Source organism: Streptomyces sp. NPDC107546 (assembly GCF_055639175.1).
This window is the reverse complement of sequence record NZ_JBVKBA010000013.1, coordinates 58,072-75,619: the sequence shown is the minus strand read 5'-3', so window position 1 is coordinate 75,619 and position 17,548 is coordinate 58,072. Positions and strand designations below refer to the sequence as shown.

Annotated in this window: 15 protein-coding genes and 2 tRNA genes; 6 read left to right on the top strand and 11 right to left on the bottom strand. The window is 70.3% G+C overall.

The window, feature by feature from the left end; all coding sequences use genetic code 11:
• Positions 1-101 precede the first annotated feature (101 nt).
• Positions 102-1,151, top strand: coding sequence for a hypothetical protein (locus tag ACZ7L1_RS20540; RefSeq protein WP_471438998.1), 1,050 nt, complete (start codon positions 102-104; stop codon positions 1,149-1,151).
• A gap of 109 nt (positions 1,152-1,260) precedes the next feature.
• Here the strand turns inward: ACZ7L1_RS20540 and clpX are convergent, their stop codons facing one another.
• From clpX to ACZ7L1_RS20515, 5 genes are all read right to left on the bottom strand, one after another.
• Positions 1,261-2,547 (bottom strand): ATP-dependent Clp protease ATP-binding subunit ClpX, encoded by a 1,287-nt coding sequence (gene clpX, locus ACZ7L1_RS20535; RefSeq protein WP_200417377.1) that lies wholly within the window; start codon positions 2,545-2,547, stop codon positions 1,261-1,263.
• 191 nt (positions 2,548-2,738) lie between these two features.
• Positions 2,739-3,419 (bottom strand): ATP-dependent Clp protease proteolytic subunit, encoded by a 681-nt coding sequence (locus ACZ7L1_RS20530; protein WP_471438996.1) that lies wholly within the window; start codon positions 3,417-3,419, stop codon positions 2,739-2,741.
• A gap of 326 nt (positions 3,420-3,745) precedes the next feature.
• The gene (locus ACZ7L1_RS20525; protein ID WP_200417786.1) at positions 3,746-4,357 is read right to left on the bottom strand and encodes an ATP-dependent Clp protease proteolytic subunit; all 612 of its coding nucleotides are present in this window, start codon (positions 4,355-4,357) and stop codon (positions 3,746-3,748) included.
• Positions 4,358-4,886: 529 nt separating this feature from the next.
• Positions 4,887-6,278: a trigger factor gene (gene tig / locus ACZ7L1_RS20520; protein WP_471438995.1), complete on the bottom strand. Its 1,392-nt coding sequence runs from the start codon at positions 6,276-6,278 to the stop codon at positions 4,887-4,889.
• 197 nt (positions 6,279-6,475) lie between these two features.
• Positions 6,476-6,552, bottom strand: a tRNA-Pro gene (locus ACZ7L1_RS20515).
• 153 nt (positions 6,553-6,705) lie between these two features.
• On the opposite strand from ACZ7L1_RS20515, the gene ACZ7L1_RS20510 reads away from it, so the two are divergent.
• A tRNA-Gly gene (locus tag ACZ7L1_RS20510) sits at positions 6,706-6,776 on the top strand.
• 375 nt (positions 6,777-7,151) lie between these two features.
• Here ACZ7L1_RS20510 and ACZ7L1_RS20505 read toward each other — a convergent pair.
• From ACZ7L1_RS20505 to ACZ7L1_RS20495, 3 genes are all read right to left on the bottom strand, one after another.
• Positions 7,152-7,346: a hypothetical protein gene (locus ACZ7L1_RS20505; RefSeq protein ID WP_103842525.1), complete on the bottom strand. Its 195-nt coding sequence runs from the start codon at positions 7,344-7,346 to the stop codon at positions 7,152-7,154.
• 284 nt (positions 7,347-7,630) lie between these two features.
• Positions 7,631-8,083, bottom strand: a complete 453-nt coding sequence (locus tag ACZ7L1_RS20500; RefSeq protein WP_471438993.1) for an HD domain-containing protein — start codon at positions 8,081-8,083, stop codon at positions 7,631-7,633.
• A 98-nt stretch (positions 8,084-8,181) separates the two neighbouring features.
• Positions 8,182-9,360: a SpoIIE family protein phosphatase gene (locus ACZ7L1_RS20495; protein WP_471438991.1), complete on the bottom strand. Its 1,179-nt coding sequence runs from the start codon at positions 9,358-9,360 to the stop codon at positions 8,182-8,184.
• 149 nt (positions 9,361-9,509) lie between these two features.
• Here ACZ7L1_RS20495 and ACZ7L1_RS20490 point away from each other — a divergent pair, with 149 nt between their 5' ends.
• Entirely contained in the window at positions 9,510-10,739 is a 1,230-nt protein-coding gene (locus tag ACZ7L1_RS20490; protein ID WP_471438989.1) for a GNAT family N-acetyltransferase, read from the top strand.
• Between the two features lie 52 nt (positions 10,740-10,791).
• Here the strand turns inward: ACZ7L1_RS20490 and ACZ7L1_RS20485 are convergent, their stop codons facing one another.
• Both ACZ7L1_RS20485 and ACZ7L1_RS20480 read right to left on the bottom strand, forming a co-directional pair.
• On the bottom strand, positions 10,792-11,601 hold the full coding sequence (locus ACZ7L1_RS20485) for an Fpg/Nei family DNA glycosylase (protein WP_471438987.1): 810 nt from the start codon (positions 11,599-11,601) through the stop codon (positions 10,792-10,794).
• Between the two features lie 87 nt (positions 11,602-11,688).
• Positions 11,689-12,174, bottom strand: coding sequence for a ribose-5-phosphate isomerase (locus tag ACZ7L1_RS20480; RefSeq protein ID WP_471438985.1), 486 nt, complete (start codon positions 12,172-12,174; stop codon positions 11,689-11,691).
• A gap of 267 nt (positions 12,175-12,441) precedes the next feature.
• Between ACZ7L1_RS20480 and ACZ7L1_RS20475 the strand changes: the two genes are divergently transcribed.
• Both ACZ7L1_RS20475 and ACZ7L1_RS20470 read left to right on the top strand, forming a co-directional pair.
• Positions 12,442-13,911, top strand: coding sequence for an amino acid permease (locus tag ACZ7L1_RS20475; RefSeq protein ID WP_471438984.1), 1,470 nt, complete (start codon positions 12,442-12,444; stop codon positions 13,909-13,911).
• Positions 13,912-13,973: 62 nt separating this feature from the next.
• A complete protein-coding gene (locus ACZ7L1_RS20470; RefSeq protein ID WP_471438983.1) occupies positions 13,974-15,311 on the top strand; it encodes an FAD-binding oxidoreductase in 1,338 nt (445 codons plus the stop codon).
• Here ACZ7L1_RS20470 and ACZ7L1_RS20465 read toward each other — a convergent pair.
• On the bottom strand, positions 15,298-15,879 hold the full coding sequence (locus ACZ7L1_RS20465; RefSeq protein WP_471438981.1) for a biotin transporter BioY: 582 nt from the start codon (positions 15,877-15,879) through the stop codon (positions 15,298-15,300). The genes ACZ7L1_RS20470 and ACZ7L1_RS20465 overlap by 14 nt on opposite strands.
• A gap of 446 nt (positions 15,880-16,325) precedes the next feature.
• Here ACZ7L1_RS20465 and ACZ7L1_RS20460 point away from each other — a divergent pair, with 446 nt between their 5' ends.
• Positions 16,326-17,525, top strand: coding sequence for an ROK family protein (locus ACZ7L1_RS20460; RefSeq protein WP_471438979.1), 1,200 nt, complete (start codon positions 16,326-16,328; stop codon positions 17,523-17,525).
• Positions 17,526-17,548 lie beyond the last annotated feature (23 nt).

Genomic DNA, 17,548 nt, shown 5'->3' with positions numbered 1-17,548 from the left:
ACGCGATTCTTTCGTAACGGCGAGCCCCCTGGCGACCCGGCGTTCCCCGGCCTGCGCCAGGATGTCAGGGCCACACAAGCGTCTGGAGGGGAACCCAGGACATGAGCTACAACCAGCCGGGCCCGTACGGCGGGCAGCCCCAGCAGCCCGGACCGTACGGTCAGCCGGGGCAGGGGCAGCCGGGGCCGTACGGTCAGCCGGGGCAGGGGCAGCCGGGCCCCTACGGCCAGCCGCCGCAGGCCCCGCAGCCGCAGCCCGGCTACGGCTACCCCCAGCAGACCCCGCCGGCGCCCGGCTACGGCTACCCGCAGCCCCCGCAGGCCGCCCCGCCCCAGCAGAACCCGTACGCCCAGCAACCGCAGCCGCCCTACGCCCAGCAGCCTCCGTACGGCCAGCCGCCCTACGGCCAGCAGCAGCCCTACGGCGTCCCGCAGCCCCCGGTCCCAGGGGGTGGCAGGAAGAAGACGGGGCTGATCATCGGCGCGGTGGCGGTGGTGGCGGCGATCGCGGTGGGGGCGTACTTCGTCATCGGCGCTGGTGGGTCGTCCGGTCTCGCGGACGACGGTCCTCACAAGCTGACGACGCCGCAGAAGGTGCTCGGCGAGTACACCCGGGCGACCAAGGAGAGCGACACCCGCGACACCAGTTCCAGTACCGCCAAGGACCTGGAGAAGAGCGGCGTCAAGAACGGCACCGCCGTCTTCGGCGCCTACTCGACGGCCGACCTGAGCCACTACGACCCGAACAATCCTTCGACCCTGCCCGACAAGTCCAAGCTGCTCACGGCCAAGGGCGTCACGCTCATCGGGGCCTATGGCAAGATCGCCGATCCGAAGGCGTCCCTGGACGCGTACTTCGCCCAGATCAAGAAGGACTTCCAGAAGAACTCGTCCGGCAGCAGTGCCGCGGGCAAGAGCGAACTGGTCGGCGAGCCCGAGTCGGTCGACATCGACGGCGCGGTCATGAAGTGCCAGGCGGCCAAGGGGACCAACCAGCTCACCAAGCAGCAGCAGACCGACTGGTTCTGCGCCTGGGCGGACTACAGCACGATGGCCATGGTCTCCCCGGGCAACAACGCGGCCGACGTGTCGAAGGACACCGCGGCCGACATCACCCGCAAGCTCCGCAACGACGTGCGCGTCAAGGCCTGACGCCCTGCGCCGCAACGGTGAAGGGGCCCCGGTCGGTCGACCGGGGCCCCTTCCTCGTCCGGGGGCCGGCTCGGGTGTCGGTCCCGGGCCGGTTCGTGCCGGGCGGTGGCTACGCCGTCTTCTGCTCGCCCGGGCCGCGCCCGCGCGCGTCCCGCGGAATCAGGGTCGGGTTGACGTTGCGGAGCACCACGTCGGCGGTGATGACGACGCGGGCCACGTCCTTGCGGGACGGGACCTCGTACATCACCGCCTGGAGGACCTCCTCCATGATGGCGCGCAGACCCCGGGCGCCCGTCTGGCGCAGGATCGCCTGGTCGGCGATCGCTTCGAGGGCCTCGCGTTCGAAGTCCAGCTCCACACCGTCGAGTTCGAAGAGCCGTTGGTACTGCTTCACCAGCGCGTTACGCGGCTCGACAAGGATCTGCAGCAGGGCCTTGCGGTCGAGGTTGTGGACCGAGGTGATGACCGGGAGACGGCCGATGAACTCGGGGATCATCCCGAACTTCACCAGGTCCTCGGGCATGACGTCCTCGAACTGGTCCTTGGCCTCCAGTTCGCGCTTCGAGCGGATCGTGGCGCCGAAGCCGATGCCCTTGGCGCCGGCCCGTGACTCGATGATCTTCTCCAGGCCCGCGAACGCGCCGCCCACGATGAACAGCACGTTCGTCGTGTCGATCTGGATGAACTCCTGGTGCGGGTGCTTGCGGCCGCCCTGGGGCGGGACCGAGGCCGTCGTGCCCTCCAGGATCTTCAGCAGGGCCTGCTGGACGCCCTCGCCGCTCACGTCCCGGGTGATCGACGGGTTCTCGCTCTTGCGGGCCACCTTGTCGATCTCATCGATGTAGATGATGCCCGTCTCGGCCTTCTTGACGTCGTAGTCGGCCGCCTGGATGAGCTTCAGCAGGATGTTCTCGACGTCCTCGCCGACGTAGCCCGCCTCCGTCAGCGCCGTCGCGTCGGCGATGGCGAACGGGACGTTCAGCATGCGGGCCAGGGTCTGGGCGAGCAGCGTCTTGCCGGAGCCCGTGGGGCCCAGCAGCAGGATGTTCGACTTGGCCAACTCGATGGCGTCGTCGCGGCCCTGGGCGCCGCCGTTCTCACCGGCCTGGACCCGCTTGTAGTGGTTGTACACCGCGACGGACAGCGCCTTCTTGGCCGCCTCCTGGCCGACCACGTACCCCTCGAGGAACTCGTAGATCTCGCGGGGCTTGGGAAGCTCCTCCCAGCGCACCTCGCTCGTCTCGGCGAGCTCCTCCTCGATGATCTCGTTGCAGAGATCGATGCACTCGTCGCAGATGTACACACCGGGGCCTGCGATGAGCTTCTTGACCTGCTTCTGGCTCTTGCCGCAGAACGAGCACTTGAGCAGATCGCCGCCGTCACCGATGCGTGCCACGGTGTGCTTCCCCTTCGCCTGGGAGACGCCTTACGTCCAGCGGCTCCTGGTGCTGCCTTATGTCCGACGGTACCTTGCCGGGCCCCCCGTTCGGCCCCCCTTGGCACGGTTCGCTTCGACGTGGGCCGGGGCAAACCGTGTCAAGGGGCGGCAGACGATACAGGTCCGGTCACGAATCACGGGGATTCGAGTCAGCGGATCTCGGTGTTGTTCATCTTCCGGGTCGAGATGATCTGGTCGATCAGGCCGTACTGCAGCGCGTCCTCGGCCGTGAGGATCTTGTCGCGCTCGATGTCCTCGCGGATCTTCTCGATCGGCTGGGTGGAGTGCTTGGCCAGCATCTCCTCCAGCTGGGTCCGCATCCGGAGGATCTCGTTGGCGGCGATCTCCAGGTCGGAGACCTGGCCGCGGCCGGTCTCGCTGTAGGGCTGGTGGATCAGCACCCGGGCGTTCGGCAGCGCCATGCGCTTGCCGGGGGTGCCCGCGGCCAGCAGCACCGCGGCGGCGGAAGCGGCCTGACCCATGCAGACCGTCTGGATGTCCGGCTTCACGAACTGCATCGTGTCGTAGATGGCCGTGAGCGCGGTGAAGGAACCGCCGGGGCTGTTGATGTAGACCGAGATGTCACGGTCGGGGTCCATCGACTCCAGGCACAGCAGCTGCGCCATGACGTCGTTGGCGGAGGCGTCGTCGATCTGGACGCCGAGGAAGATCACGCGCTCCTCGAAGAGCTTCGCGTACGGGTCGTACTCGCGGATGCCCTGTGAGGTGCGCTCGACGAAGCGCGGAATGACGTAACGGGACTCGGCCGCGGGGCCGGTGTACTCGGCGCGCGCACGGTCGTAGATGCCGCTGCCGGGGAAGTCGTTCACGGTGTCTCCTGAAAGGGGCTGGGGCGGTGGCTGGGGGCTGGAGGGGCGCTGTGGGCTGTTCGGGTCCTTGTGGGTCCTGTACGGCCGCCGCGGCTGCTGCCGGGCCCTGGGACCGCTGGGGGTCCTCGGGCGCCGACCTGGCCCCTGGGGGAGCCTGTGGCAGTGCCGGGGGCCGGGAGCCCTCACGTGCCCGGGCGGACCGGCGGGGTCGGGCTCGACCGATCCGGGGGCCGGTCGGCTGCCCGGCTGCGCAGGCCCTGGGACCTCGCAGGAGGCTCACGGCCAGCCTGGGCGGCCGTCGGGCCTCGAGCGGACCCTGTGAGCCCTTACGAGCCCGCCCCGGTGCCTCCGCCGCCCGGCATGCCGACAGCGGTGGTGATGACCTCGTCGATGAGGCCGTACTCCTTGGCCTCCTGGGCGTCGAACCAGCGGTCGCGGTCCGAGTCCCGGGTGATCTGCTCGACCGACTGTCCGGTGTGGAAGGCGGTCAGCTCGGCCATGCGCTTCTTGGTGTGCAGCAGCCGCTCGGCGTGGATCTTGATGTCCGACGCGGAGCCGGCGAGGCCGGCCGAGGGCTGGTGGATCAGGATCTCGGCGTTGGGCAGGGCGAAGCGCTTGCCCGGGGTGCCCGCGCTGAGCAGGAACTGCCCCATGGAGGCCGCCATGCCCATGGCGATCGTCACCACGTCGTTCTTGATGTACTGCATGGTGTCGTAGATCGCCATGCCGGCCGTGATCGAGCCGCCCGGGCTGTTGATGTACAGGTAAATGTCCTTGTCCGGGTCCGAGGCAAGGAGCAGCAGCTGTGCGGTGATCTTGTTGGCGATGTCGTCGTCCACCGGCTGGCCGAGGAAGATGATCCGCTCGTTGAGCAGCCGGTTGTAGACCTGGTCGCCGAGGCCGCCACCGATGGAAGGCTCGCCGGCGGCGGAGGGCATCAGATTCGTCACGTATCCACCTGCTCGTCTTACGACGGCACGGGGCCGTCTCACGTGTCCTGCTGGGGCGTGGGACCCCTTCCGACCCCCTGCGGGGCGGCTTCGGGGACTCCCCTGCCCTCGTATTCATGGACCCTAACGCGCGGGTCCCGTCGGGGAATCCCGCATAGGGGGCTGTTCGCTGTGAGCGCATGCGCTCCGCTTGGGCCGACCGAGGGTGGTGCCGGGGCTTGGTTGTGCGGGAACCGGCGCGCCCGTGGCCGTCGCGGGTCTGCGCCCCGTGCCCCGAGTCCATTGTCGCCGTGGGAAGTGTTGCCGTCGCGTCGGTGCGGGTCGTGGGTGGCTGGTCGCTCCCCCAAGTTCTCGGCTTCGCTCGAACAGGGGGACCCCCATGGCGGCGCAGCCGCACAGTGCCCCAGACCCACGCCCCCTCGGGCTCCCCTCGCCCTCAGCCGACCTGCCCCCACACGGCGAAGGGCCCCGGAGCGCGCTGTGCGCCTCGGGGCCCGTGCTGCCGTAGCGAGGGAGGTTACGCCTCCGGCTTCCCCTCGGTGGCCTCGGTGGCCTCGGCGGAGGCGTCCGTGGAGGTCTCCGTCTCCTCCGACTCCTCCTCGTCGTCCAGGTCGACGATCTCGCCGTTGGTGTCCTTGACCGTCGCGGCCTCGACGACCAGCGCCAGGGCCTTGCCGCGGGCGACCTCGCCGACCAGCATCGGGACCTGGCCGCCCTCGACGACCGCCTGGGCGAACTGGTCGGGGGACATGCCGGAGGAGGCCGCGCGCCGCATGAGGTGCTCGGTGAGCTCCTCCTGGTTGACGTTGAGCTTCTCCTTGTTGACCAGCTCGTCGAGGACGAACTGCGTCTTGATGCCCTTGATCGCGGCCTCGCGCGTCTCGGTCTCGAACTCTTCTGCGGTCTTGCCCTGGATCTCCAGGTACCGGTCGAGGGTCAGACCCATCTGGCCGAGCTGGTGGTGCTCGAGGTTGTGCTTACGGGTGTTGATCTCGTCCTCGAGGAGCTTCTCGGGGACCGGGACCTCGACCAGCTCGAGCAACTTGTCCAGGACGCGCTCCTGGGCCTGCGTGGCCTGGTCGTACTGCTTCATGTTCTCGAGGCGCTTGCGGCTGTCCGCCTTCAGCTCCTCCAGCGTGTCGAACTCGGACGCGAGCTGAGCGAACTCGTCGTCCAGCTCGGGCAGTTCCCGGGCGGCGACCTGGGTGACCTTGACCGTCACCTCGGCCTCCCGGCCGGCCGCCGAGCCGCCCTTCAGCTCGGAGGTGAAGGTGGCCTCCTCGCCTGCCGACAGGCCCTTCACGGCGTCGTCGATACCCTCCAGCAGCTCACCGGAGCCGATCGTGTAGGAGACGTCCTTGGCGACGCCGTCCTCCAGGACCTCGCCGTCGACCTTGGCCTCCAGATCGATCGTGACGACGTCGCCGTCCTCGGCGGCGCGCTCGACCGGGGAGGTGGAGGCGAAGCGGTCGCGCAGCTGCTGGACCGACTTCTCCACGTCCTCGTCGGTGACCTCGACGGCGTCGACCTCGACCTCGATGCCGGAGTAGTCCGGGATCTCGATGGTCGGGCGGACGTCGACCTCGGCGGTGAAGGACAGCAGCTCGTTGTCCTTCAGCTCGGTGATGTCGACCTCGGGCTGGCCCAGCGGGTTGAGCTCGGCCTCGTTGACCGCCTCGGTGTAGAACTTGGGCAGCGCGTCGTTGACGGCCTCCTCCAGCACGGCGCCACGGCCGAACCTCTGGTCGATGACCCGGGCCGGGATCTTGCCCTTGCGGAAGCCCTTCACCGTGACCTGCTGGTTGATCTTCTTGTACGCCGCGTCGAGGCTGTCCTTGAGCTCCTCGAAGGGCACCTCAACAGTGAGCCGAACCCGGGTCGGGTTCAGGGTCTCCACGGCGCTCTTCACGGTTCGGTCTCCTTGTGGCTGACTTCTTGGGGTTCTGCCGGGCCTGCGCCACCCGGAGGGGCGGGCATGCCTTCGGCGGATTCGCGGGCCCCTGCCTGAGAGACATGGCAGTGCAGACACACGGGCGCGCAGCTTGCATAGTAACCGCAGGCACTGTGCGCCCCCAAAGGCGATCACGCGAGTCGGCGCCGGGCCGGTGGTCGGGGTGGCGGGATTTGAACCCACGGCCTTCCGCTCCCAAAGCGGACGCGCTACCAAGCTGCGCCACACCCCGTCTGGTGCGACACGTAGGGTACATGCCCGGACCCGGCCGAGTCGGCCGGTTTGTTCGCAGGGCGTGTGCGAACCCGACGCGTTGGCCTACGAGGCGGGCGACCCGCTACGATGCCTTCTGTGCCGCGGTCGGTGACCTGCGGCGCGTCGTGTTGCGGGCGTAGCTCAATGGTAGAGCCCTAGTCTTCCAAACTAGCTACGCGGGTTCGATTCCCGTCGCCCGCTCTGAACGGCTCAGGGCCAGGCCGGAGGATCACTCCTCCGCCTGGCCCTGATCGTTTCCGGAGGGTCTTCCGGGTCCGGCGTGTCCCCCGCGTGCCCCTTCGGCTTGTGATCTTCTTCCTTGCTCGGCTTCCGGCCCTTCCGGACCAGGCGCCGGCGTGCTGGTGGATCAACGCGGCCCGGGCCGCAATGTGCCGCCGCCGAGCTTGACGGCGCCTTACGAGAGGGAACCAGGATCCCGCACGGCACCGACGCCACGGTCCGATCGGCGATCGGTGGCTCGTCCGCCGGTGCGGCGGTCGCCGAGGTCGCCCGGACCGGACCAGCCCGGCTCCGCGCGGAGCCGGGCCGACCGATGCCGGGCGTGGTCCCGTCCGCTCAGAAGCGGATCGAGTTGATCGTGTCCGCTATCGAGTTCAGGAAGCGGTTGATGGACGGAGCCATGCCGGTGGAGGCCAGGAAGAACCCGAAGAGGATCGCCACGATCGCCGGTCCGGCCTTGATCGAGCCCCCTCTGACCATCACCACCAGGATGATCGCCAACAGCAACACCACTGACAGCGAAATCGCCACAACTGATCACACCCTCGGTCGGTCCGCTCTCCCGGCCCGGGGCGCCGTCCCCTGCACACCCCGCCAGAACCATCGTGCCACCAACCGGCCCGCCCTATGCGGCCGCTGGGGCATCGTCGACCACCTTGGCGGCAACTCGTCACAGCGAGGAGCGGTACACGATGGTCAACCCGCCGGCGACGCAGGGACATCGCGCGGTATCCGTACAGCAGATCGACAGTGATCGTTCTCACGTCCACCGTTCGTCCTGTGCGCTCGTTGCGCTCGTCGCTGCTGACGATCCGTCAGTCATCGGTGGTGAGGCCGAGATACTGTCGCATGGTGGCGTACTTGCGGGTGAGCCGCTCCGCGGTGGGGGCGTCGAGGACGGCGAGCCGCTGCGGATCCGCGTTGTGGGCGAGGTCGGCGGCCTTCACCAGACGGGCGCCGGGGGTGGCGAGAATGCGCCGCGCATACGCCTGCGGTTCCTCGCCGGGCCGCTTGGTGACGGCCCGCACGACGGCCTTCGTCGTGGGGGACAAGGGGGCGGCGTCGAGCCACTCCTCGCTGAGGACGCCGTCCTCCACGCAGTCGTGCAGCCAGGCGGCTGCGACGAGTTCGTCTCCCCCGCCGCGGGCGCGCACACCCTCGGCGACGGCCGCGAGGTGCTCGGCGTAGGGCCGTCCGGCCTTGTCCTTCTGCGCGGAGTGCGCGGCGCGGGCGACGGCTTCGACCTCGGCCGGTGTCATGAGCGACATGACAGGCTCCCCCTGACTCTGCTTCCACCACACATGGCATGGCCGAGCAGGGAGTACACCCCGCCGGCCACCGGGGACGCGATCCCGGACGTGCCTCCTCAGTGCACCGCCTGCGCCGTCCCCGCCTCCCGGCAGATCAGCAGCAGCGCCCGGTCGTCGTTCACGTCCTTGGCGACCGCCTCGATGAGATGCCAGGCCGCGCCGCGGAAGCCGCCCGCCACATAGCGGTCGGCCTCGCCCATGAGGCGGTCCATGCCTTCCACGATGTCACGGTCCGACGTCTCCACCAGACCGTCCGTGAACAGCATCAGCACGTCCCCGGGGCGCAACGTCCCCTTCACGGAGTCGAACTGGGCGCCGTCGTAGACGCCGAGGAGCGGCCCCTCGGCCGCCTTCTCCTCCCAGCGGCCGCTGCCCGCGCTCAGCTGCAGGCCCGGCGGGTGTCCGGCGGAATAGAGCTCGTAGTCGCCGGACTCCAGATCCAGTACCAGGTGGATGGAGGTCGCGAAGCCCTCGTCCCAGTCCTGGCGGAGGAGGTAGCCGTTCGCCGCGGGCAGGAACGCGTGCGGTGGGAGCGATCCCAGCAGTCCGCCGAACGCCCCGGACAGCAGCAGGGCGCGCGATCCGGCGTCCATGCCCTTGCCGGAGACGTCGGTGAGGACGACCTCGAGTGTGCGGCCGCCGTTGGTGCGGGCCGCCACCACGAAATCGCCGGAGAAGGACTGCCCGCCGGCCGGTCTGAGCGCCATCTCGCGGTGCCAGCCCAGCGGCAGTTTCGGCAACTTGCTCTGGACCCGGATGCGTTCGCGCAGGTCGAAGAGCATGGTCCCGCCACGCCGCCACGGCACCCCGACCCGGCTGCGGAACTGCGCGATCAGCAGCCCGAAGAACCCGCAGGCCGCGACCACCAGCACGAGGCCCGGGGTGACCCGCGACGGCCCCTCGGTGTAGGGGCCGAGTTTGACGGACTCGACGATCAGTGCGGTCGCGGCGGCGGCGTACAGGCCGAGCAGACTCGACGGGCGCAGCAGCAGGCCGCCGGCGACGATGGGGAGGACCAGGACGGCCGGTGAGCACCAGACGGGGTCGGCCAGGGTGACCGCCGCGATCAGCGGGATCATCAGCAGCAGGCCGGCCAGCGCGACCCAGTCCGAGCCGTCCCCGCGGAAGTAGTCCACGGCGGAGCGGCGCACGCCGGTGCGGGCCCGGTGCCACTGCTTCTTCAACCGGGCCGCGAACGTCTCGGCTTCCGCGCGCCGCTCTCGTCCTGCTGCCATTGTTCGGGACCCTATCCATCGGACCAGTCCCTTGGCACGGGAGGTCCCACTTGTCCCCCGTCCGAGCGCTGAACTTCACAGCAAGCGGGGCCCGGTAACGCGGGAGAAATTCCCTCGCTCGCCCCGCATTGCCCTGATAGGCATGGCACATGACGACGGACGTGCGGGTGCTGCGGCAGGACGAGTGGGACACGTGGTACGACAACCTGGTCCGGGCCTTCGGCGGCGCGGACCAAGCGCCCGAAGAGCGCGCATTGGATCGCGAAATCACCGAATTCGATCGATCCCTGGGCGTATGGGACGGAACCACGTGTGTCGGCACTGCGGGCGCCTTCAGCTTCCGCCTCACCGTCCCCGGCGGCGTCTCGGTCCCCGCGGCGGGCATCACCATGGTGAGCGTGGCGGCCACGCACCGCCGACGCGGGGTGCTGACCTCGATGATGCGCCGGCAACTGGACGACGTCCGCTCCTGGGGGGAGCCGCTGGCGGTGCTGACCGCCTCCGAGCCCGCGATCTACGGCCGGTTCGGCTACGGCGCCGCGACCTTCCAGCTCGGCGCCGAGATCGACACGAGCCGCGTCGAGTTGTCCGTTCCGGCCGGCACGGATGACGTACGGCTGCGCTACGCGCCCCCCGCCGACGTGCTCGACGCCTGTGAGGCGGTGTACGCGCGGCTGGTGCCCGGCCGCCCCGGCATGCTGGAGCGGCGGCCCGGCTGGGAGCGGGCGGGGCTGCTGGACCCGGCGAGCGAGCGGGACGGGGCGTCCGCGCTGCAGTGCGTGGTCGCCGAGCGCGAGGGTCAGATCACGGGGTACGCCCGCTTCCGCACCAAGCTCGGCTGGGGGGTCGCCGGGCACGACGGGACGGTGACCCTGGTGGACCTGGCGGCGCTCGACCCGGCGACGGACGCTGCGCTGTGGCGCTTCCTGTTCGGCATAGACCTGACGACGACGCTGCTCGTGCGGTCGCGGCCGGTCGACGACGCCTGGCAGCACCTGGTGTCCGACATCCGGCGGTGCCGGCCGCGGCTGAGGGATGCCCTCCATCTGCGTCTCGTCGAGGTCGGTGCGGCCCTTGAGGCCAGGACGTACCAGGTCCCCGTGGACGTGGTGTTCGAGGTCGAGGACGCCTTCTGCCCCTGGAACGTGGGGCGTTGGCGGCTGACGGGCGACGCGAAGGGCGCCGCGTGTGCGCGCACGACGGACGCGGCCGATCTCGCCCTGTCCGTGCGAGAGTTGGGGGCGGCGTATCTGGGCGGGGTGTCGCTCACCTCGCTGGCCGCGGCCGGGCGGGTACGGGAGCTGCGGCAGGGCGCGCTGGCGGAGGCGTCCCTGGCGTTCGGCTCGGTGGTGGCGCCGTGGCTGCCGCACGGGTTCTAGTGCCCCGACAGGGCCCCGGGTCGCGAAAGGCTCTGTGAGCTGCGAAGGGCCCCTATGACCTCTGGCAGCCGGGGCACCAGAACAGGTTGCGGGCGGCGAGAGAGGCGGTGCGGATCTCGCCGCCGCAGAGGTGGCAGGGCAGACCGGTCCTGCGGTACACGTACACCTCGCCGCCGTGGTCGTCGACGCGCGGCGGGCGACCCATGGCCTCGGGGGTGTGTTCGGGCCGCACGGTGTCGATGCGGTTGGTGCGGACGCCCTCTCGCATCAGGGCGACGAGGTCGGCCCAGATCGCGTCCCACTCGGCGGGCGTGATGTCCTTGCCCGGCCGGTGGGGGTCGATGCCGTGCCGGAAGAGGACCTCGGCGCGGTAGACGTTGCCCACTCCCGCGATGACCTTCTGGTCCATGAGCAGGGCGGCGATGCTCGTCCGACTGCGGCGGACCCGCCGGTGGGCGGCCTCCGGGTCGGCGTCGGCGCGCAGCGGGTCGGGGCCGAGGCGGCCGTGGACCGCGGCCTTCTCCTCGCCGGTGACCAGCGCGCAGGTGGTGGGGCCGCGCAGGTCGACGTACGCGGTGGGGTTCGCCAGACGCAGACGGACCGTGTCGGTGGGCGGGGGCGCTGGGGCGTCGCCGAAGGTGACCTTGCCGAACAGGCCGAGGTGGATGTGCACCCAGTCGGCGCCGCGGAAGCCCAGGAAGAGGTGCTTGCCGTGGGCGTCGGCAGTGTGCAGCTCGGCCCCGTCGAGGAGGGCGGCGGCGTCGGCGAACTTCCCCTGGGGGCTGGTGACGGCGACCGCGCCGCCGGCGAACCGCGCCTCGCAGTCCCGGGCCAGCCGGTGGATGGTGTGCCCCTCTGGCACGGCTTCCCTCAACCTTTCACAACACCGGGCGCCGCCGGGGAGCACCACCGCCCCCTGGCCCCGCCCCTGCCCTGACCTGCCCGGTTCTCAGCCCTGCGGGTGGTGCGGGGGGATCGGCGGCAGCTCGCCCGTGGTCTCGTACGAGGACAGCATGTCGATGCGCCGCACATGCCGCTCGTCGCCCGAGAACGGCGTGTTCAGGAACGTCTCGACGAACTTCGTCGCCTCCTCCACCGTGTGCATCCGGGCACCTACGGCGACGACGTTCGCGTTGTTGTGCTGCCGGCCCAGGGAGGCCGTCTCCTCGCTCCAGGCGAGGGCCGCCCGCACGCCCTTCACCTTGTTGGCGGCGATCTGCTCCCCGTTGCCGGAGCCGCCGATCACGATGCCGAGGGCGTCGGGGTCCGCGGCCGTGCGCTCCGCGGCACGGAGGCAGAACGGCGGGTAGTCGTCCTGGGCGTCGTAGATGTGGGGCCCGCAGTCGACGGGCTCGTGCCCGGCGGCCTTGAGCCACTCGACGAGGTGGTTCTTCAGTTCGAAACCGGCATGGTCGGAGCCGAGGTACACGCGCATGGTCCGAGTCTGTCACGTCCGTCGCGGCTCGGCCTCGCGGGGTGACGGCCAGGAATAGGTGTGAGCTACACCATAGAACCTCAAGAAAACCTCAAGTAACAATCCGGATTCAAAGGTTCCCGAATTTGTTCGCCTCGGATTCACTGGACCGGCTCGTACACCGCTCGTACGAGCCCTCGTACTTCCGCTCGTACGGGGCAGAAGGTGTCCGTCCGTACGTGTGTCCCCCTTGTTTCTCGTACACCCGGCGCAAAGGAATCACCCTTTATGACTTCGCAGCCGACCCCCACCCAGGCCGGAAACGCATCCGGCCGCCCCGGAGAACCCGGCGGCGGCCTTCAGGCAGGACTCAAGAACCGTCATCTGTCGATGATCGCCATCGGTGGTGTCATCGGCGCCGGCCTGTTCGTCGGTTCCAGCTCCGGCATCGCCACCGCCGGCCCCGGCATCCTGCTCTCGTACGCCCTCGTCGGCACGCTCGTGGTGCTGGTGATGCGGATGCTGGGCGAGATGTCCGCCGCGAACCCCACCTCGGGCTCCTTCTCCGCTCACGCGGACCGGGCGCTCGGCCGCTGGGCCGGTTTCTCGATCGGCTGGCTGTACTGGTTCTTCTGGGTCGTCGTGCTCGCCGTGGAGGCCACCGCGGGCGCCAAGATCCTCTCGGGGTGGGTCCCGGCCGTGCCGCAGTGGGGCTGGGCGCTCATCGTCATGATCGTGCTGACCGCGACCAACCTGGTCTCCGTCGGCTCCTACGGTGAGTTCGAGTTCTGGTTCGCCGGGATCAAGGTCGTGGCGATCGGCGCGTTCATCGTCGTCGGCGCCCTCGCCGTCTTCGGGGTGCTGCCGGGCGTCCACAGCGACAAGGCGGGCCTGGGCAACCTCACCGATCACGGCGGCTTCCTGCCTCACGGACCCGGCGCCATCCTCACCGGTGTGCTGCTGGTCGTGTTCTCCTTCATGGGCAGCGAGATCGCCACGCTGGCGGCCGGCGAGTCGGAGGACCCGCAGCGGGCGGTCACCAAGTCGACCAACAGCATCATCTGGCGTATCGCCGTCTTCTACCTGGGCTCGATCCTCGTGGTCGTCTCGCTGCTGCCGTGGAACGACCCGTCGATCAAGGACAAGGGCTCCTACGTCGCCGCCCTGGACTCCCTCGGCATCGCGCACGCCGGCCAGATCATGAACGTCATCGTGCTGACGTCGGTGCTGTCCTGTCTGAACTCCGGGCTGTACACCGCCTCCCGGATGGCCTTCTCGCTGGGCCAGCGGGGTGACGCGCCGAAGGCGTTCGCGCGGACCACGTCCCGGGGCGTGCCGATGGCCGCGATCGTCGCGTCCGTCGTCTTCGGTTTCGTCGCCGTCTTCTTCAACTACAAGTTCCCGGACTCGGTCTTCCTCTTCCTGGTCAACTCCAGTGGCGCGGTGGCCCTGTTCGTGTGGCTGGTCATCTGCTTCTCACAGCTGCGGATGCGGAAGATCATCCAGCGCGAGGCGCCGGAGAAGCTGCTCGTCAAGATGTGGCTGTACCCGTACCTGACCTGGGCGACGGCCGCGCTGATCGTGTTCGTCCTCGGCTACATGCTGACCGACACCGAGCACGACGGACGTGAGACGGTGCTGCTGTCGCTGCTCGTCGCCGCGGTGGTCCTGGTGATCGCCGTGGTGAAGGAGCGGATCGCGGGCAACCGCACGGCCGCCCCCGCCGAGGCACCGGCCGACAAGGTCTCCATCGGCTGATCCGGCCCCACTGCGAACATGGCCGCATAACCTGACGGAACCTGTCAGGTTATGCGGCCATCATGCGTGGCATGACCTACACGGACAACCGCGCAGACCTGCACCTGCTCCGCCCCGGCGACGCCGGCTACGACGATGAACTCGCCGGATTCCAGACCGGTTTCGCCCAACGGCCGGCCGTGGTCGCGGCCGCCCGGTCGGCCGCGGACGTGGTGGCCGCCGTACGGTACGCGGCCGCCGAAGACCTGCCGGTGGGCGTGCAGGCCACCGGACACGGGCTGCCCGGGGGCTACGAGGGCGGGCTGCTCATCACGACCCGGCGGCTGGACGGGCTCACCATCGATCCCGAGGCGCGTACGGTCCGCCTGCAGGCAGGGGTGCGCTGGGGGCAGGTGGTCGCGGCGGCCGAGTCGTACGGGCTGGCACCGCTCAACGGCTCGGCGCCGGGCGTGGGCGCGGTGTCGTACACCCTGGGCGGCGGACTCGGCATCCTCGCACGGGAGTTCGGGTACGCGGCCGACCATGTGCGGTGGCTGGAGGTCGTCACCGCCGACGGCGAACTCCGCCGTGTCACCCCAAAGTCCCACCCCGACCTGTACTGGGCGTTGCTGGGCGCGGGGCAGAACTTCGGCATCGTGACCGAGCTGGAGATCGGCCTGGTTCCGGTGCGGACGCTGTACGGCGGCTCGCTCGCCTTCGACGGGCGCGAGGTGGACCCCGCGGCCGTGCTGCGCGCGTACGAGGCCTGGACGCGGACCGTGCCGGACGGGCTGACCTCTTCCTTCGCCGCCGTACCGTACCCGGACCTGCCCGCGCTGCCGCCGCACCTGCGCGGCCGGTACCTCGTGTCGATCAGGGTCGCCCACACGGGCGCGGACGGCGAACGGCTCACGGCCCCGCTGCGGGAGATCGGGCCGGTGCTGTCGGACTCGCTGCGCGAGATGCCGTACGCCGAGAGCCACACCATCCACAGGGACCCGGACTTCCCGCACACCTACTACGGCGACAGCGCGGTGCTACGGGAGCTGGACGTGGAACGGGCCGGGGAACTGCTGAAGCGGACCGGGCCCGAGGCGGGCCTGATGTGTGTCGTGCAGGTCAATCACCTGGGCGGGGCACTGGCCCGGCCGGCGCCGAACGCGGTGCCGTACCGCGATGGGCGGTTCCTGGTGCGGCTGTTGACCGTGGGGGCCCGGGAGCAGGCGCGGGAGGTACTGGACCCGGCGTTCGCTCTGCTGGCCGAGGACACCCTCGGCCGGTCGCTCAACTTCGCCTTCGGGGCCGGCGACCGGGGCGCCGGGCTGTACGACCCGGAAACGCGGAAGAGGCTCGCCGGGCTGAAGGAGACTTACGACCCGGCGAACCTCTTCCGCAGGAACTACGGCGTCAGCGCTTGCTGACGAACGTCCAGGCGGTGGGCAGCGCGCCCATCGCCAGGGCGGCCTTGAGGGCGTCACCGATCAGGAACGGGGTGAGGCCGGCCGCGACCGCCTGGGAGAAGGAGAGGTGGGCCGCCAGTGCCAGGTAGGGGACGCCGACCGCGTAGATGATCGCCTCGCCGAGGATCATCGTGCCCGCCATGCGCAGCGGGGAGCGGTCGGCGCCGCGGCGCGCCAGGGCGCCCACGGCGGCCGAGGCGAGCAGCATGCCGATGACGTAGCCGAAGGAGACGGCCCCCGCGCCGGAGGCGCCGCCCGCGAACCACGGCACGCCGGCCACACCGGCGAGCGCGTACAGGGCGAGGGAGAGGAAGCCGCGGCGGGCGCCGAGCGCGGTGCCGACGAGCAGCGCGGCGAAGGTCTGGCCGGTCACCGGCACCGGGGACCCGGGAACCGGGACCGACAGCTGGGCCGCGAGGCCGGTGAGCACGGCACCGCCGACGACGAGGGCCGCGTCGCGGACGCGGGACGCGGGAAGCAGGTCGGCGAGGACTGCTCCGGGGCGAGCGGTGGCGGTGGCGGTGCTCATGGGGACTCCGCGGGTGGTGTGGACATGTCGGGACAGCGTGACGTTATCCCAGCGCCCTCGAGCCGATCACCATCGGCGGTCGACAAAAGGTGGAACGGCGCGTTCATGGGCTTCAGACAAAGAGTGCCCCTTACACATGGTCAGGCGTGAGACCGGTCACTGAGATGAAGACGTTCCAGGCACGCTCCGGGGAGGACCGGGGACTGTAGGGTCCCGCCAAAGCCCCGAGAGATCCGTCTCGCCCGTCGGTCGCCGTCTGGGCAGCGGTGGGCCGTTTTGCTAGCTTCGAACGCATGGTTGCCCAGGCCCGGAACTTCACGTCGCGTCGCTATGTCGACCTGCGACGCCAGGGCACGGCCACCTGTCGCCGCCCGGTGTAGGGGCGGGCTCCGGCGCGCCTCGAGCCTTCCGAGACGTGTCGGCCCCGTTCCCGAGGACGGTTCTCCATGCCCCGTACCGCGGCATCCACTCTTGTCTCCCCCATTCCCCGTGCCGCCGACAGCGACCGGCGGCGTACCAGTGCCAGCGTCGTGCTGCGGTCCGTGCTGGAGCACGGGCCGGTGGCGCGCAGCACCGTCGCCCGGCTGACCGGGCTGTCGCCCGCGTCCGTGACCGAGCACTGTGCCCGGCTGAGCGGGCTCGGGCTGATTCGTGAGGAGGCGGCCCCGCGCCGCTCGAACGGGGTGGGCCGGCCGCATGTGCCCGTCGATCTCGACACCGAGCGGTTCCTGGTCTGCGGGGTGCACGTGGCCGTGCCGTACACCACGCTGGCGCTGCTCGATCTACGCGGTCGCGTCGTGGCCCGGCGGGAGGTGAAGCACGAGCGGACGGACCCCGGCTGGGTGCTGGCCCGGGCCGCGGAGGGACTCGCGGCACTGCTCGCCGAGGCGCCGGGCCGCGCGCCGCTCGGAGTCGGGGTCGCGGTCGGCGGCTGGGTGGACCGGGAGACGGGCACCGTGGTCGAGCACGAGCTGCTCGGCTGGCGCGAGGTGCCGGTGCGGGAGCTGCTCGAGGCCCGTACCGGGCTGCCGGTCCATGTGGACGGACACGCGCGCGCGTTGGTCAACGGGGAGCGGCTGTTCGGGCGGGCCCGGGGCAGCCGCAGCGTGCTGCACCTGTTCGTGGGCAACGTGGTCGACGCGGCCTTCGCCACCAATGACGAGGTGCACCACGGGCCCCGCTCCCAGGCGGGGTCCATCGCCCACCTTCCGGTGCCGGGCGGCACCGAGCCGTGCGCGTGCGGCCGTACCGGCTGCCTCCAAGTGGAGGTGAGCGAGCGGACGTTGTGCCGTCGGGCCCGGGCGGTCGGGGTGATCGACGGGGTGAACCCGATGCACGTGGTGGCCGCGGCGGCGGCCGGGGACGCGGTGGCGCGGCGACTGCTCAAGGAACGGGCCCGGACGACCGGGTGGGCGGCCGGGCTGCTGCTGGACGTCCTGAACCCGGAGACGGTCGTGGTGACCGAGGTGGGCGTCATGCACTTCGAGGACTGCTTGCACGCACTGCGGGAAGCGGCCGGAATACGTCGGGCGGCGGCCGTAGTGCCGACCAGTTTCCCGGATTCCGTGCTTGCGGTCGCGGGCGGCTCCGTGGTTCTCGACGTGCTGTTCCGGGACCCACTGGGCGCGTCACCTGAGGCTATTTAATTCAGAAACTCGGAATGTTGACA

What these genes read in the sequence shown, in the direction of transcription:
- ACZ7L1_RS20540 (WP_471438998.1), top strand. Translation starts at nt 102, where the DNA reads ATGAGCTACAACCAGCCGGGCCCGTACGGCGGGCAGCCCCAGCAGCCC.
- ACZ7L1_RS20525 (WP_200417786.1), bottom strand. Translation starts at nt 4,357, where the DNA reads ATGCCCTCCGCCGCCGGCGAGCCTTCCATCGGTGGCGGCCTCGGCGAC.
- ACZ7L1_RS20500 (WP_471438993.1), bottom strand. Translation starts at nt 8,083, where the DNA reads ATGTCGCTCATGACACCGGCCGAGGTCGAAGCCGTCGCCCGCGCCGCG.
- ACZ7L1_RS20495 (WP_471438991.1), bottom strand. Translation starts at nt 9,360, where the DNA reads ATGGCAGCAGGACGAGAGCGGCGCGCGGAAGCCGAGACGTTCGCGGCC.
- ACZ7L1_RS20490 (WP_471438989.1), top strand. Translation starts at nt 9,510, where the DNA reads ATGACGACGGACGTGCGGGTGCTGCGGCAGGACGAGTGGGACACGTGG.
- ACZ7L1_RS20480 (WP_471438985.1), bottom strand. Translation starts at nt 12,174, where the DNA reads ATGCGCGTGTACCTCGGCTCCGACCATGCCGGTTTCGAACTGAAGAAC.
- ACZ7L1_RS20475 (WP_471438984.1), top strand. Translation starts at nt 12,442, where the DNA reads ATGACTTCGCAGCCGACCCCCACCCAGGCCGGAAACGCATCCGGCCGC.
- ACZ7L1_RS20470 (WP_471438983.1), top strand. Translation starts at nt 13,974, where the DNA reads ATGCGTGGCATGACCTACACGGACAACCGCGCAGACCTGCACCTGCTC.
- ACZ7L1_RS20465 (WP_471438981.1), bottom strand. Translation starts at nt 15,879, where the DNA reads ATGAGCACCGCCACCGCCACCGCTCGCCCCGGAGCAGTCCTCGCCGAC.
- ACZ7L1_RS20460 (WP_471438979.1), top strand. Translation starts at nt 16,326, where the DNA reads ATGCCCCGTACCGCGGCATCCACTCTTGTCTCCCCCATTCCCCGTGCC.